The organism is Kitasatospora sp. NPDC004799 (assembly GCF_040609095.1).
Classification (GTDB): Bacteria; Actinomycetota; Actinomycetes; order Streptomycetales; family Streptomycetaceae; genus Kitasatospora.
Genome location: NZ_JBEXJK010000285.1, coordinates 1 through 10664, shown reverse-complemented (window position 1 = coordinate 10664; position 10664 = coordinate 1). Strand labels below are relative to the sequence as shown.

Annotated in this window: 12 protein-coding genes; 8 read left to right on the top strand and 4 right to left on the bottom strand. The window is 75.5% G+C overall.

Going from position 1 to position 10664, the window contains the following annotated elements; translation table 11 throughout:
* Window positions 1–65: 65 nt before the first annotated feature.
* The 5 genes from ABZW03_RS28815 to ABZW03_RS28795 all read left to right on the top strand — a co-directional run bounded on the left by ABZW03_RS28815 (window position 66) and on the right by ABZW03_RS28795 (window position 3521).
* A complete protein-coding gene (locus ABZW03_RS28815) occupies window positions 66–308 on the top strand; it encodes an IPT/TIG domain-containing protein (RefSeq protein WP_355264400.1) in 243 nt (80 codons plus the stop codon).
* A gap of 218 nt (window positions 309–526) precedes the next feature.
* Window positions 527–1051 (top strand): hypothetical protein, encoded by a 525-nt coding sequence (locus tag ABZW03_RS28810; protein WP_355264397.1) that lies wholly within the window; start codon window positions 527–529, stop codon window positions 1049–1051.
* 164 nt (window positions 1052–1215) lie between these two features.
* On the top strand, window positions 1216–1992 hold the full coding sequence (locus tag ABZW03_RS28805; protein WP_355264394.1) for a 5-oxoprolinase subunit PxpA: 777 nt from the start codon (window positions 1216–1218) through the stop codon (window positions 1990–1992).
* Window positions 1989–2645, top strand: coding sequence for a 5-oxoprolinase subunit PxpB (pxpB, locus tag ABZW03_RS28800; RefSeq protein ID WP_355264392.1), 657 nt, complete (start codon window positions 1989–1991; stop codon window positions 2643–2645). Before ABZW03_RS28805 ends, pxpB begins: the two co-directional genes overlap by 4 nt.
* Window positions 2646–2657: 12 nt before the next feature.
* Entirely contained in the window at window positions 2658–3521 is an 864-nt protein-coding gene (locus ABZW03_RS28795; RefSeq protein ID WP_355264389.1) for a biotin-dependent carboxyltransferase family protein, read from the top strand.
* 39 nt (window positions 3522–3560) lie between these two features.
* Here the strand turns inward: ABZW03_RS28795 and ABZW03_RS28790 are convergent, their stop codons facing one another.
* Together ABZW03_RS28790 and ABZW03_RS28785 are read right to left on the bottom strand one after the other, a co-directional pair.
* Window positions 3561–4484, bottom strand: a complete 924-nt coding sequence (locus ABZW03_RS28790) for an aminoglycoside phosphotransferase family protein (protein WP_355264386.1) — start codon at window positions 4482–4484, stop codon at window positions 3561–3563.
* A gap of 65 nt (window positions 4485–4549) precedes the next feature.
* Window positions 4550–5320 (bottom strand): alpha/beta hydrolase, encoded by a 771-nt coding sequence (locus ABZW03_RS28785; protein ID WP_355264383.1) that lies wholly within the window; start codon window positions 5318–5320, stop codon window positions 4550–4552.
* A gap of 177 nt (window positions 5321–5497) precedes the next feature.
* Between ABZW03_RS28785 and ABZW03_RS28780 the strand changes: the two genes are divergently transcribed.
* Window positions 5498–6031, top strand: a complete 534-nt coding sequence (locus tag ABZW03_RS28780) for a PadR family transcriptional regulator (protein WP_355264380.1) — start codon at window positions 5498–5500, stop codon at window positions 6029–6031.
* A 137-nt stretch (window positions 6032–6168) separates the two neighbouring features.
* On the opposite strand, the gene ABZW03_RS28775 is transcribed toward ABZW03_RS28780, so the two are convergent.
* Window positions 6169–6594, bottom strand: a complete 426-nt coding sequence (locus tag ABZW03_RS28775) for a DUF4396 domain-containing protein (protein WP_355264403.1) — start codon at window positions 6592–6594, stop codon at window positions 6169–6171.
* A gap of 352 nt (window positions 6595–6946) precedes the next feature.
* Here ABZW03_RS28775 and ABZW03_RS28770 point away from each other — a divergent pair, with 352 nt between their 5' ends.
* Both ABZW03_RS28770 and ABZW03_RS28765 read left to right on the top strand, forming a co-directional pair.
* Entirely contained in the window at window positions 6947–7642 is a 696-nt protein-coding gene (locus ABZW03_RS28770) for a class I SAM-dependent methyltransferase (protein WP_355264377.1), read from the top strand.
* Between the two features lie 217 nt (window positions 7643–7859).
* Window positions 7860–8705, top strand: coding sequence for an undecaprenyl-diphosphate phosphatase (locus ABZW03_RS28765; RefSeq protein WP_355264374.1), 846 nt, complete (start codon window positions 7860–7862; stop codon window positions 8703–8705).
* A 107-nt stretch (window positions 8706–8812) separates the two neighbouring features.
* Here the strand turns inward: ABZW03_RS28765 and ABZW03_RS28760 are convergent, their stop codons facing one another.
* Complete coding sequence (locus ABZW03_RS28760; protein ID WP_355264371.1) at window positions 8813–10324, bottom strand: HEAT repeat domain-containing protein; 1512 nt, start codon at window positions 10322–10324, stop codon at window positions 8813–8815.
* Window positions 10325–10664: the final 340 nt, after the last annotated feature.

Sequence of the window (10664 nt, the reverse complement as noted above, 5' to 3'; positions counted from 1 at the left end):
GGCCGACGGCCAGAAGTACTGGGACACGCTTAAGCTCCGGCTCACCCGGGACAGCGGCCGCACCGGTGGTCGGCGGCCTCTCCCCCGCCTCCGGCCCGACCGCCGGCGGGACCCGGGTGAACGTGACCGGCGGCAACCTGACGTACGGGACGGTGGCCTTCGGCGGGGTGCCGGCCACCCACGTCTCCTGCGGCCCGTCCTTCTGCACGGCCACCGCCCCGGCGGGCGCCCAGGCCGGCCCGGTGGACGTCACCGTCACCACGGCGGGCGGGACCAGCGCGCCGGCGACGTACACCTACACGGCGTAGCGGCCGGCCGCGCGGGGCGTACCGCCCGCCCTCGGTGCCCGGGTTCGGCTGAACCCGGGCACCGCCGCGTTCCGGGCCCGTCCGACGGCGTCCGCCGACACTTCGACAGCGAGTTGAACACGTTCAAAAGATGGGTCTAGAGTCGTCCCGACGCAGGCGGGACAAGGCTCCGCCCGCATTTCGGCACGCTCGGCGTGCTCGGCATGGAGGTGGGCGAGATGAACGGCGACCCGGCGGTCATCCTTCGCAAGGTCCGACGATGGCTCTGGTCCTTCCTGGTCTGCCTGGTGCTCAGCGGACTGACCGCGTTCCCGCTGGAGACCGAGACCCGCTGGCTGGTCGACTTCGCCTCCGGCCCGGCCGCCCCGCTGAGCGACCGCGTCCCGGGCGCGATGGCCTGGCTCCAGCGGGTCCACACCGGCCTGGCCGAGACCAACGAGCGCTACCCCTTCCTGGCCTACGGCACCGACTGGCTGGCCTTCGCCCACCTGGTGATCGCCGCCGCCTTCCGGGGGCCGCTCAAGGACCCGGTCCGCAACATCTGGGTGATCCGCTGGGCCGTGCTCGCCTGCGGGGCCGTCATCCCGCTGGCGCTGATCTGCGGGCCGCTGCGCGGGATTCCGCTGGTATGGCGATTCATCGACATGTCGTTCGGGGTCTTCGGCGTCCTGCCGCTGCTGATCGTGCTGCGGGCGCTGCGACCGCTGGAGCGTTCCTACCGGGGACCGGCCACCGCCTGCTGAGCCCGGGCGCCCGCCGCCCGCGCAGGTCCCGGGGCGGCGCCGCCCCGGGGCGTGCGGGGTCAGGTGCACGCCCCGGCGCGTGCGGGGCGCCCCGGGTCACGGACAACGGCCTTCATCCGCAGGCCCTACCATCTGGCTCAACAGCTGCTGGGAGGCGGACGGGCGTGGCCGATGCGGTGATCGATCTCAATGCGGACCTCGGCGAGGGGTTCGGACGCTGGAGCCTGACCGACGACGAGGCCCTGCTGTCCGTCGTGACCAGCGCCAACGTCGCCTGCGGGTTCCACGCCGGGGATCCGTCGACGATGCGCCGGGTCTGCTCGCTGGCGGCCGAGCGAGGTGTCCGGATCGGCGCCCAGGTCTCCTACCACGACCTGCCCGGCTTCGGCCGCCGCGCGATGGACGTGCCCCCCGAGGAGCTCGCCGACGAGATCGCCTACCAGATCGGCGCCCTCCAGGTGTTCGCCCGCGCGGCCGGCTCCAAGGTCTGCTATGTCAAGCCGCACGGCGCCCTCTACAACCGGGTGGTCGGCGACTCCGAGCAGGCCGAGGCCGTGGTGGCCGGGGTGCTGCGGGCGGGGGCGGTCTGCGACGGGCCGCTGCCCGTGCTCGGCCTGCCGGGCTCGCTGCTGCTGGAGGTGGCCGAGGGCGTCGGGCTCCCGGTGGTCGCCGAGGCCTTCGCCGACCGCGCGTACACCCGCACCGGCACCCTCGTCCCGCGCCGCGAGCCGGACGCGGTGGTGCACGACCCCGAGTCGGTGATCACCCGCGCCGTCGGCATCGCCCGGGACGGCACGGTGGAGGCCGCCGGCGGCGAGCGGATCGCCGTCGAGGCCCGCTCGCTCTGCGTCCACGGCGACACCCCCGGCGCCGCCCAGCTCGCCTGGCGGATCCGCGGCGCCCTGGCCTCCGCCGGGGTCCGGGTGGAGGCCTTCACGTGACGGACCCGCGCCCGGCGGACCCGCGTGCGACAGCGGGGACGGTGCGCCGGGTCGGCGAGCGGGCACTGCTGGTCGAGCTGCCCGGGACGGCCGAGGTGGCGGCACTGTACGGCTGGCTGGCCGAGCGCCGGGAGGCGGGGGAACTCGGCGCGGTGGAGGAGCTGGTACCGGCCGCGCGCACCCTGCTGCTGGACGGCGTCGCGGACGTGGACGCGGTGGCGGCGCTGCTGCGCACCGCCCGTCCGACGGCGGCCGGGGCGGCGCACGGGCCGCTGGTGGAGGTCCCGACCGTGTACGACGGCGCCGACCTGGCCGAGGTCGCCGCGCTGTGGGGGGTGTCCGAGGAGGCCGCCGTCCGGATCCACGCCGCACCCGAGTACGTCGTCGCGTTCTGCGGCTTCGCCCCGGGCTTCGGCTACCTCACCGGCCTCCCGGCGCGGTTCGAGGTGCCGCGCCGGGCCACCCCGCGCAGCTCCGTCCCGGTCGGCTCGGTGGCCCTGGCCGGTCCGTACACCGGCGTCTACCCGCACCCCTCCCCCGGCGGCTGGCAGCTGATCGGCCACACGGCGCTCCTCCTCTGGGACGCGGACCGCGAGCCGCCGGCCCTGCTGGCCCCGGGCACCCGGGTCCGCTTCACCCCGGAACGGGCCTGAGGGGGGCCGGAGTTGAACGAGTTGGTGGTGGAGCGGCCGGGACCGCTGACCACGGTCCAGGACCTCGGGCGGCGCGGGGTCGCCCACCTCGGGGTGCCGAGGGCCGGGGCGCTGGACGGGCCGGCGCTGCGGGCGGCCAACCGGCTGGTGGGCAACGAACCCGGGGCCGCCGGGCTGGAGACCACGCTCGGCGGGGTCGCGCTGCGGGCCGTCGGACCGGTGCTGGTCGCCGTCACCGGTGCGCCCTCACCCGTCCGGGTGGACGGCCGGCCGGCCGCCTGGGGCGCGCCGGTCGTGGTGCCGGCCGGGTCGCTGGTCGAGGTGGGGGCGGCGACGGCCGGGGTCCGCGGGTACCTGGCGGTGGCGGGCGGGATCGCCGTTCCGCCGGTGCTCGGCAGCCGCTCGGCGGACCTGCTCTCCGGGCTCGGGCCGGCCCCGCTGACCGCCGGCGACCGGCTGCCGGTCGGCGCCCCGCCGCCGTACCGGGCCGGGCCAGAACTGGTGCCGCTGCCGGCTCCCCCGACCGAGCTGGTGCTGCGGCTGCGGCTCGGCCCGCGCGCGGACTGGTTCACCCCGGAGGCGGTGGCCCGCCTCGGCCGCGACCGGTACCTGGTCTCGCCGACCGGGAACCGGGTCGGGCTGCGCACCGAGGGCCCGGCCGTCGCCCGCGCCCGGGAGGGCGAACTGCCCAGCGAGGGCATGGTGTTGGGCGCGGTGCAGATACCGCCGGACGGGCGGCCGGTGGTGTTCCTGGCCGACCATCCGACCACCGGCGGCTACCCGGTGGTCGGCGTCGTACCGGCCGACGACCTCGCCGCCGCCGCGCAGGCCCGGCCGGGGACACCGGTGCGCTTCGTGCCGCTGCGGGGGCGCTGAGCGCCCCCCGATCAGCGGCCCCCGTTCAGCGGCCCCCGATCAGCGCCCCAACAGCAGCTCGGCCACGGCACGTTGGGCCGGGTCCAGCCGGGCCTCGCCCTCCTCGGCCGCCCAGACCGCGTTCTGCAGCACCCGGGCGAGCGTCCAGGCCGCCGCTTCCCCGCGGTCCAGCTCCAAGGTCTCCGTCAGCAGGTCGAAGCGCCGCCGCAGCGCCCGGGCCGGGGCCCCGGTGCCGACCACGTCCGACCAGCGGTTGCGCAGCGCCGGGAGCAGCTCGAAGCCGGGATGGCCGGCCAGCGGCTTGGGGTCGATGGCCAGCCAGGGCGCCGGGCCGCTGCCCGGGAGCGGGGCCAGCACGTTGCCGTAGTGCAGGTCCCAGTGCAGCAGACGGTCGCCCGGCTCGGCGCGGACCTCGCGCAGGGCGGCCGCGCAGTCGGCGAGCAGGCGCCGCTCGGCCGGGTCGGCGAGGGCGGCGACGGCCGCCGGTGTCCGGTCCAACAGCCGGGCCGCGCCGTCCGCCAGGGTCCGCAGTCCGGGCGGCGCCTGATGCTCCGTCAATTCCCTGAGCAGTTCGGCGATCACGTGCAGGGCCGCGAGATCGTCGGGCAGGTCGAGCAGGGAGCACCCCGGGTCCAGCCGCTCCAACAGCAGGGAGCCGGTGGCCGGTTCGTGGTCGAGCAGCCGGACGGCGCCGCGGCCGCCCCAGGCCCGCAGGGCGAGCGGCTCACCGGCCGTCTCCGCGTCCACGGGTTGGAGCTTGAGCGCGGCCGGTGCGCCGTCGGCGCGCAGCACGGGCAGCACCAGCCCGACCATGCCGTGCGCGGCCGGCCCGTCCGGTCGCAGGTCCCAGCGGTCGAGCAACTCGCGGGCCAGGTCGGGCAGTCGGGCGGCCCAGGCCCGCCCCTCGGCGCCGAGGAACTCCGCCAGGGACGCGGCCAGCGCGGGTGGGACCTCGACGGGCATCGGGCGGGCTCCTCTCGGGCGGTCCATGTCAGCCTACGGCGGGCCGGGCCCGGCCGGGTCCGCGTTCACCCGCGCCCGAGCGCCTCCGCCGCGGCGGCCGCGAAGCCGTCCGGGTTGTCGAGCATGATGTTGTGCCCGCAGTGCGGCACCGCGACCACCCGTACGCCCGCGGCGCGGAGGGCGTCGGCACCGGCCGGCTCACCGTCCGCCTCCGGGTGGAGGAAGGTGCGCGGGAGGTCGAGGCCGAGCAGCAGCTCGCGCATGGTCGGGACGGTCGCCCGGGCGAGGTAGCGGGCGCTGCGGTGGACCGCCTCCGGGCCGGCCAGCCGCATGGTGGACCACCAGAACGGGCCGACCCGCTCGGCGACTTCGTCCCGGCCGCCGGCCAGGAACTCCTCCTCGGTGTAGGCCGCGATGCCGCTGCTGCCGGGGTTGCGCCGGTCGAGCTCGATCCGGTCCAGGTTGGCGTCCACCAGGAGCAGCCGCTCGACCAGGCCCGGGTGCCGCTGGGCGAGGACGATCGCGACCGCCCCGCCCATGCTGTGGCCGACCACCTCGACCCGGTCCGCCCCGGCGGCACCGACCGCCGCCGCGACCGCGTCCGCGTGCTCCTCCAGCGTGTAGCCGAAGTCCGTCGGCCGGTCGCTGAGGCCGAAGCCGAGCAGGTCCAGCAGCAGCGAGCGCCGCCCGGCGAGCAGCGGATGGGCGGCGGCGGCCGCGAAGTAGGCCGGCGAGCTGGCGCCGAGCCCGTGCAGGTACAGGCGGACCGGCTCGGCGCCGGGCAGCTCGACCCAGCGGATCCGGTCGCCGTTCGGGGTGACGGGGGCCTCGCGCATGCTCACTCGCTCCTCATTCCAGGGGTGCCGGATTCCACGGGGTGCCGGCGCCCCGGACCGGCCCCGACGGGTCGGCTCCGGGGATTCCGGCGGACGACCAGGACCATACATCGATTCAGAGGTATCACGATAGCGATATACCCACACCCCGAGGGAAGGATCTGAGAGAGTGGCCCCATGCTGAAGCTCGCGATCCTCGGGTTCCTCTACGACCGCCCCCTGCACGGCTACGAGCTGCGCCGCCACCTCGCCGCACTCACCGGCCACGTCCGCCCGATCAGCGACGGCACGCTCTACCCCGCGATCAAGCGCCTGGAGGCGGACGGCCTGCTGGTCCGCGAGACCGAGCCGGGCAGCGCCGCCGCGCCCCGGCACACCCTGCACCTCACCGCGGCCGGCCGCACCGCGCTGCTCGACCGGTTGCGCGAGCCCGAGCCGCTCGACGTCAGCGACGAGAACCGCTGGTTCACCCTGCTCGCCTTCCTGCGGCACCTCGCGGACCCCGCCGCCCAGGCCGCCGTGCTCCGCCGCCGGCTGTCCTTCCTCGCCGAGCCGGCCAGCTTCTTCTACGAGGGCGACCGCCCGCTCGGCGCCGAGGAGTTCGCCGACCCGTTCCGGCGCGGCCTGCTGCTGGTCGCCCGCGCCACCAGCGAGGCCGAACTCGCCTGGCTGCACACGACCCTGGCCGACCTGGAGGGCGGCCCGCGGTAGCTCCGGGCCCGCGGCAGTCCGGGCCCCGAACGCGCCGCGGCCCGTACCGACCGTTCGACGGTCGGTACGGGCCGCAGGCGAGAGGTTCCGGCGCCTCGGGACAGGCTCGGCACCGGGGTCAGTACCGGTAGCGCGGGTCAGTGCTGGTGGTAGGCGTGCACCACGGCGTGGCCCTGCCCCCGGCCGATCATCCACTTGTTGACCGGGACGGTCAGCACGAACGCCAGGGCCAGCGAACCCGCGAGCGCCACCCAGAACAGCAGGTCGCCGAGGCCGGCGTCCATCGCCCCCGGGACGGTCATCATCACGGTGTTGTCGATCAGCTCCATCACGAGGATCGACACGGTGTCGGCGGCCAGCGCGACCTTGACCGCGGCGCCGACGTCGAGGCCGGCCTTCAGCACGCCGCGCATGGTCAGCGCGTAGCCGAAGACGAAGGCCAGCAGGACCGAGAGCACCACGGTCGCGCCGTTGTGCAGGCCGAAGGCGGTGCCGAGCACCATGCCGAGGATCTCGCCGATGGCGCAGCCGGTGAGGCAGTGCAGGGTCGCCTGCGCGGCCATCCGCCAGCTGGTGCCGCCGGCGCCGTGGGCCTGGTGGTGTCCGGCGTGCCCCTGGTGGCCGCCGTGGTCGTGCCCGGCGTGTCCGGCGTGCCCCTCGTGGCCGTGGTGCCCGTCGTGGCCGTGGTGCTCGTGCCGACCGTGGTCCTCGTGACCGGCGTGCTGCCGGCCGGTGTGGTCGTGGTGCTCGTGCTGCGCGGGGTGTGCCATCTCATCCTCCACGTGCCCCGGCGCCCTGTTCGGCGCCGCTTCTCTCGCTCCGTCGCTGGTCGAACATATACCCCCATGGGGTATGCCGCAATCCCCTTCCGAGGCCCTCTTCCCCCGCGCACCCGTCCGTGTTCCGATGAGCGGCATGGCAGACGAACGACGTGAGGGCTACGACGGATCGGGCGCGGGCGCGATCACCCCGGACGGCTGCGCCGTCGAGGTGTGGAGCCGCCTCCCCGCGGGCGACGCCCCGGACGTGATCGAGGCCGCGGTGCCGCCCGGCGCCCGCATCCTCGAACTCGGTTGCGGCGTCGGCCGGATGACGCACCCGCTGACCGACCGCGGCTTCGCCGTGACGGCCGTGGACGAGTCCGCCGAGATGCTGGCCCGGGTCCGCCCGGACGTCCGCACGGTGCGCAGCCCGATCGAGGCCCTGGACCTCGGCGAGCGCTTCGACGTCGTCCTGCTCGCCTCCTTCCTGGTGCACGCCGGTGACGTGACGGTCCGCCGGGGCCTGCTGGACACCTGCCGCCGGCACGTCGCCGAGGACGGCTGCGTCCTGGTGCAGCGCGAGGGCGAGGACTGGCACCGGAACGTGCCGCGGGAGACCTCGATCGGCCCGGACGCGCGGGCCCGGCTGGTCTCGGCCACGCCGGTCGGCGACGGCGTCGTCTCCGTCCGCTTCGCGTACGAATTCCCGGACGGCACCTGGACGCAGACCTTCCTGTCCCGCCCGCTCAGCACCGAGGCGTTCGAGCGGGCGCTCGCGGAGGCCGGCCTGGCGGTCGAGCGCTACCTGACCGCGGACCGCACCTGGGTCCGGGCGCGGCCGGTGCACTGAAGCCGTCCCGGACCGGCAGGTGCCCTGTGCGCAAAGCCCGAACAAAGGGTGAACGACAAGCCGTCACCTTCACCCCGTACCATCAGCCGCGCGCCGGGCCCGTGCGCGGCCCGCGGGCCGGGCGGGTCGCGGCGGCCCCGCACGCCCTTCCGACCCGCAAGGACCCGCCCATGCCGCCCCTGCCCCTGACCCGACGGATATCCCCGGCGGGTGCCCGGTGATCGAATGGTTCCACGGGGCCGTCCTCGGCCTGATCCAGGGGCTCACCGAGTTCCTGCCGATCTCCTCCAGCGCCCACCTGCGGGTCTTCTCCGCCCTGCTCGGCTGGGACGACCCGGGCGCGGCCTTCACGGCCGTGACCCAGCTCGGCACCGAGACGGCGGTGCTGATCTACTTCCGCAAGGACATCGCGTCGATCATCAGGACCTGGGCGCTGTCCCTGTTCCGGCCGGCGCTGCGCTCGGACCCGGACGCGCGGATGGGCTGGTTCGTGATCATCGGCACCCTGCCGATCGGCATCCTGGGCAAGCTGTTCCAGGACACCATCGAGACCCACCTGCGCGACCTGCGGATCATCGGCACCACCCTGATCGTCTTCGGTCTGGTCCTGGCCTTCGCCGACCGCACCCGGGCCGTCCGCCACGCCCGTCCGATCACCGACCTGACGCTGCCGCACGCGGGCATCTACGGCTTCGCCCAGGCGCTGGCGCTGATCCCGGGCGTGTCCCGCTCCGGCGGCACGATCAGCGCGGGCCTGCTGCTGGGGTACAGCCGGGAGGCGGCGGCCCGCTACTCGTTCCTGCTCGCCATCCCGGCGGTGCTCGCCTCGGGGGCGCTGGAGCTGTTCAAGATCGGCGAGGGCCCGGCCCCGGCCTGGGGGCCGACCATCCTGGCCACCCTGATCGCCTTCGCGGTCGGCTACGCGGCGATCGCCTGGTTCCTGAAGTACATCTCCTCCCACAGCTTCATGCCGTTCGTGGTCTACCGGGTGCTGCTCGGTGTTCTGATCATCGGACTGGTCCTCGGGGGCGTCCTGACCCCGGACGCGGGCGCGGTGAAGTAGAACCCGGTTTCAGCACCGAGGAACCGGGTTCCAGGAACGAAGCCGCGCGGCAGACGAGTGGGCCGGGACACCGACACGGTGCCCCGGCCCACCGAACGTCGAGGACCCTAACGCCCGAACTCCCGGGCGGCGGTCAGTCGGCCGCGTACGGCGGCGTGGACCTCGGCCTCCTCGGCCGGGTCGGCGGCGAGCCTGCGCAACCGCTCCAGCACACGCGCGTCGCCCGTGGTGGCGACGTGGCGCGCGGCGAGCTCACGCGTGGACTCCTCGCAGTCCCAGAGGCACTCGACGGCGGGCCCCTCGGGAAAGTGCACGTCGGTCGCGGCCAGCGCCTGGGCGGCGCGTCCGCGCAGCTCCGAGGAGGCGGCCTCCCCGTAGATGTGGCGCAGGACCGGTACGGCGTCGGCGGCGGCCAGCCGCCCCGCACCGTCCACCAGGGACCCGAGCCCGGTACCGCCGACCCCGCGCACCGAGATCCAGCGGCGCAGCCCGGCCACCACCAGCGGCGCGTCGGCCGGCTCCCCGGCGTCGGCGAGCAGCTGGACGGCGGCCTCGCCGAGCGCGCTGTCGGCGCCGCCGCTGGACGGGTCGGCCCAGCGGCGGGCGTGCGCCAGCACCTCGGGGCCGCGCATCCGGCCGAGCAGTTCCAGGGCGGCGCGGACGATCCGGTCGTCCACATCCGCGGCGGCGGCCTCGATCAGCTCGACGGCGGCCGGGTCGCGCTGGTCGACCAGGTGGCGCAAGGCGGCCCGGCGGGCGCCGGGCAGGCCGGCGCGGGCGGCCTCCAACAGCAGCGGGCGGTCCTCCGGCCGGACGACGGCGGTCAGGCAGCGGGCGGCCGCGGCGGCGCGGCGGTCCACCGCGTCGGGGCCGGACGACGGTTCGGTGCCGCGCGCGGGCTCCGGACGGGCGTCCGGCCCGCCGAGGAACGCACTGGCGCCGACGCCGCCGAGCTCGCCCTGGTCGGCCCAGGCCAGCACGTCGGCGGTGGACCAGCCGGGGGTGACGCCGCTGCGGTTGATCTGGCGCTGCCACAGGTCGAAGGGTGACTGCTCGCTGGCCGCCGCCACTCTGGGGTGGTACGCCGCCCACAGCCGCCAGGGCCGGGGCTCGTACGCGTTGCGGATGAACTCGCGCAGCTCGGCGTCGCCCTCGGGGCCCGGCGCGAAGCGGTCCAGCACGGCCGTCCCGAGCAGCAGCAGGCCGCGGTCGTCGTCGCGCAGGGCGAGCTCGTCGAGGGCCCAGGACCAGTTGGCGCCGGTGGCGGCGTACTCGCGCAGCATCAGCAGCGCGTCGCGCCGGCCGTACGCGGCGAGGTGGCCCAGGACGGAAAGGGCGAGGCCGGTGCGGCTCTCGTCGTCGGTGACCAGGTCCTCGGCGGAGTGGAGGTGGTCCTCGATGCCGTCGAGAGGGGCTTCCAGCTCCATGTAGATGCGCGCGTAGTAGAGGGAGCGGCTCTCGACCTGCCAGTCGGCTCGCGGGTCCCTGGTGACGCACTCCTCCAGCGCGGCGATGGCCTCGGCACGGTCGGCGGCCAGCGCGTGGAGCTGCCCGTCACCACGGCCTCGCTGAAGGAGGCCTAGGAGGCTGGCACTGGGTGCTATCACTGGCTCGAACATGAGGTCAGCATCCGTTGCGGCGGTCGTAGTGGCAACGGGATTTCCGTCGCCGGGTCTCTGGTCGGTTACTGCGGTGGGCGCCCGGGCGCCGGAATCACCGAAGGTTACCGCCTCGGGCCCCCGTCCGCACACAGGGCGACGACGGCTCCGGCCACAGTGGCATATGCCAGCGGAACTTTGCCTGCGTTCTGTCCAAATCACCCACAGGGGTGACGACGCTGTGCGACAGTCTTCTCACTGTCCGAACGGCCCGCGGCCCGCGGGCCGCACCCGAGTGATGGGTCCGCCATGAACATGCCCTTAGGCGCCACCCGCCCGCCGGGCGCCGCCGCGGTGGGCA